Annotated in this window: 3 protein-coding genes; all 3 read left to right on the forward strand. The window is 68.7% G+C overall.

All coding sequences use genetic code 11. The features are described 5' to 3' along the window. Positions 1–88 precede the first annotated feature (88 nt). The 3 genes from ACFCZ1_RS38365 to ACFCZ1_RS38375 are packed head-to-tail and all read left to right on the forward strand — an operon-like array spanning position 89 to position 3876. Complete coding sequence (locus ACFCZ1_RS38365; RefSeq protein WP_376682893.1) at positions 89–1240, forward strand: tyrosine-type recombinase/integrase; 1152 nt, start codon at positions 89–91, stop codon at positions 1238–1240. Continuing rightward, positions 1237–3363: a tyrosine-type recombinase/integrase gene (locus tag ACFCZ1_RS38370; protein ID WP_376682894.1), complete on the forward strand. Its 2127-nt coding sequence runs from the start codon at positions 1237–1239 to the stop codon at positions 3361–3363. Before ACFCZ1_RS38365 ends, ACFCZ1_RS38370 begins: the two co-directional genes overlap by 4 nt. Before the next feature lie 42 nt (positions 3364–3405). Further along, a complete protein-coding gene (locus tag ACFCZ1_RS38375) occupies positions 3406–3876 on the forward strand; it encodes a hypothetical protein (protein WP_376682895.1) in 471 nt (156 codons plus the stop codon). The last annotated feature ends 47 nt before the right edge of the window (positions 3877–3923 follow it).

Here is a 3923-nt window from a genome sequence, read left to right on the forward strand (position 1 = left end):
CGGCCGAGCAGGTTCTTATCTGGACACTCCAGGGTGGTGTTCGGCTTGTCGGCGTAGCACTGCTCATCGCGGCTCGTTGAGCGGTGATGTGGACTGCGAACTGCGTGTGCTGAAGGAACGCGACGGCGGCATCGTCCGGCGCGTCCGGTTGGTCGACGAATCCGGTGCAGAGGTCGGTCCGGTTTGCCGGTTCCTGGGCCATCTCAGCGACCGCGGGCTGTCGCCGAATACCTGGTGCGCCTACGCCTACGACCTGAAGTACCTGTTCATGTTCCTGGCCCGGGATGGCTTGGAATGGCGGGATTTCCGGGCGCCGGATGCGTTGCGCCTGCTGGGGTTTCTGCGCCGTCAGCCCAGCCGCCGGCCAGCGCAGCGCCTCGGGCTGACAGTGGTGGTCGGCGGCACGGAGCTGCCCGGCAGTCTGCTGTCGCCGGCGACGGTCAACCGGATCCTGGCCGCGGTGTCGAGCTTCTACGACTGGGCGATGGTCGCCGAGGAGTACGACGGCGAGAACTCTCCGATGCAGGTGCGCCCAGACCCGGCCCTCGCGCGGGTGCCGGACCGGCATCAGCCGTTCATGGGCCGGGCCAGCCGCCAGCAGCCGGTACGGCGCACGGTCACGGTCAAGCAGCCGCGGCGGCTGCCGCGTCCGATGGACGAGGCGACGATCGAGGGCTTCATCGCGAGCCTGAAGAAGCTGCGCGACCTGGCGATGTTCCTGCTGATGTTGGACGGCGGGTTGCGGCCCGGCGAGGTGCTGTCCGTTCATTTGGCCGACCTCTCCTATGGTCGGCGGCGGGTGACCATCCGCAAGCGCGATGACCATCCCGGCGGCGCTCGTGGCAAGTCGCGCTCCGAGCGGGTCGTGGACCTGCACGACCCGCGGACGCTGGACGCGGTCAGCCGCTATGTCATGAACGAGCGGCCCTTGGAGTCCGCCAGCCCGTTCCTGTTCCTGATCGGCGGCAACGGATCGAGGCGGCTGGAGCCTTTGGGCTACGACGCGGTGGTCCGGCTGTTCGCCCGCCGGATGGCCAAGCTCGGCGTGCGCACGTCGGAGACCACGCCGCATGCTTTGAGGCACACCCACGCCACCGCGATGTGGGAGGGCGGGATGCGCGAGTTGTCGCTGCAGAAGCGGCTTGGGCATGCCTCGCCGGAGTCGACGAAGGTCTACACCCGGGTCTCCGATGAGGCGGTGCTGGCGGACTACACCCGGGCACTGGAGAGCAACCGGTGAGCGTGCTGGCCCTGGCCGCGGTGCCGGATCTGCCGGAGCTGCGGGGTCACGCCCCGCGCGAGGAGTACACCGCGTGGGTCCACTCCACGTTCGCCGGGACCCGCGGGACGATCAGCTCACGGATGTTCTTCTACAACAGGTTCGTCCAGCGATGGCCCGACCTGGAGGACTGGTTCGCCGCCCCGCTGCTGGACCGGTTGGACCTGCACGCCGACGGACCTCCAGGGTCCGGCAAGCGCCTGGGCACCTCCCACGAAGCAGGCTCCTATCTGGCCTACCTCTCGCTGACCCACCGCATGCCGATGGACGCCGACTGGGTGCTGGCCCGGAACTTCGACAGCCTGTTCAACCCCCGCGTCGCCCCGACGCTGGGGATGGACTTGGACCTGGTCGATGCGCTGGACGAACGCCAGCGGCAACTCGGCTACCGCAGCGGCCGGTCCCTGCTGACCTGGGGAATCGCCCGGCTCGTTCTGTGGCGGGGCGATCCGGACATCACCGCCATCACCTACAAGGACATTGCCACGTTCGGTGAAGAGATCCGGCGGTGGTGCGCGATGCCCGAAGCGGGGATCATCCGCGCCGCCCACGTCCACGGCAACCGCCACAACCAGGACCCTGCCGTGCTGACCGCCGCGTTCGAGAAGGCATGCCTGTCTCGCCTGCACGGCCTGCACGTGCTGCTGTTCAACACCGGCCAGGTCGACGAGCCGCCGTTCCACGGGCTGAAGACGCGCGAGCTCTGGCGCGAGGAACTCACCGCTCCGGGTACCCCGGCCGCGATCGCTGCGCCGGTCAACAGGTGGCTGTCCGGGCGGCTACAGACCACCGACCGGGCCGAGTCGGTGCGCAACTGCCGGGACGCCTTCCGCTACTTCCTGCGCTGGCTCGTCCAGCACGTCCCGGAACTGACGAGCCTGACCGACCTGACGCGGGCTCACATCGAGGCGTTCCTGACCCACGAGCACGAGCGGATCAATCCGCGCAACGGGCGCCCGCTGTCTGCCCGCACCCGTTACACCTACATCAGCCCGCTGCTGCAGTTCTTCCGCGAGACCAGCCAGTGGGGCTGGACGGACGTCCCGGCCAGGCCGCTACTGGGCCGCTCCGACCTGCCGAAGCTGCCGTCGAGGCTGCCCCGGTTCATTCCCCGCGACGAACTGGAACGGCTCATGCAGGCCGTCGAGGAGCTGGAGGATCCCCACCAGCGGACCGCACTGCTGCTGCTGCGATGGAGCGGTGCCCGCCGAGGCGAGATCGCCCGACTGCCGATCGACTGCCTGGACGCCTATCCCGACGGCTATCCTCGGCTGCGGATCCCGGTCGGCAAGACCTACACCGAACGCGTGATCCCGCTGCATCCGCAGGCCGCCGACGCGCTGCGGAACCTGATCCAGACAGCCAAGGACGGCAACGCCGCTGCCCGGCACGACCCCTGGGCCCAGCGTCCGGTCCGCTACGTGTTCATGCGACGCGGCAAGCCGATGGGCAGGTTCTTCCTGTTCGATGACGCGCTGGAGATCGCCTGCAGCAGGGCCGGACTGGTCGACGGCGACGGCAACCACACGGTCACGGCCCATCGGTTCCGGCACTCCGTCGGCACGCAGCTCGCCGAGGGCGGCGCCCAGATCCAGACCATCATGGCCATCCTGGGCCACCGCACCGCGCAGATGTCGGCGACCTACTCCCACATCAGCGACCCCGTGCTCAAAGAGCAGTACGAGAAGGTCGTCGCCGCCGGCGGACGCATCGCCGGCCCGGCCGCCGAGGCCCTGCTGGCCAACCAGCTCGACGAGGCCACCGTCCACTGGCTCAAGACCAACTTCCTCAAGACCGAGCTCGAGCTTGGCCACTGCCTGCGCACCCCGGCCGAGGGACCCTGCGAGTGCGACCTCTACCTGCGCTGCTCAAAGTTCTTCACCACCAGCGAGTACGCGCCCCGGCTGCAGGCACGGCTTCTCACCGAGCAGCAACTCATCCAAGATGCCACCGAACGCGGCTGGCCGCGTGAGGCGGAGCGCCACACGGCGATCATCGGCCGGATCCGTGAGCTGCTGGCCGACCTCGGCGAGCCCCCTCCCACCAGCCAGGACGGCGATCCACCGACCAGGGGCTGCGGATAATCCGCGTGGCATCGACGGCCGTCATCACCGATGATCGACGCTATGGATGTCGTCGTTCAGCGGGTCCGCACGACCTGGACCAAAGCGTCCCGCGGCGGAGCCGCGGCCGCAGTGCGGAACGGGGCGCCGGTGGCGTTCCCTCTCCCGCCCGATCTGACGTCCGGCCTGCACGAGGTCCAGATGCGAGAGGCCGACGGCTTCCAGCCCCACGAGCGGGTGCTGGACTTCGCAGATCTCGAGGTGACGCTGCGCGAGGCGGACGGATACCTGCGGGTCCGTCCGCCTCAGATGTCGAGCTTCGCCACGCATCCGCGCAGCGGCCGGCCTCCGGCCGCCCGGATTTCCGCTGGCCAATGGCTCCGATGGCAGGTCAACTACCGGCTCATCGCCAGCTACGGCGGACAGTGGCACTACCGACTCGACACCTTCAACGTCGCCTACGGCACCGTTACGCCCGAGACGTTCCTCGGTACGCCGTCCCGCATGATCGATGAACGGGGCTTCGTCCTCTGATCGAGGGAGTGCGCCATCGATTTCGATCCTAAAGGTGTCCAGATAAA

The organism is Streptomyces sp. NPDC056224, from assembly GCF_042267665.1.
Classification (GTDB): domain Bacteria; phylum Actinomycetota; class Actinomycetes; order Streptomycetales; family Streptomycetaceae; genus Streptomyces.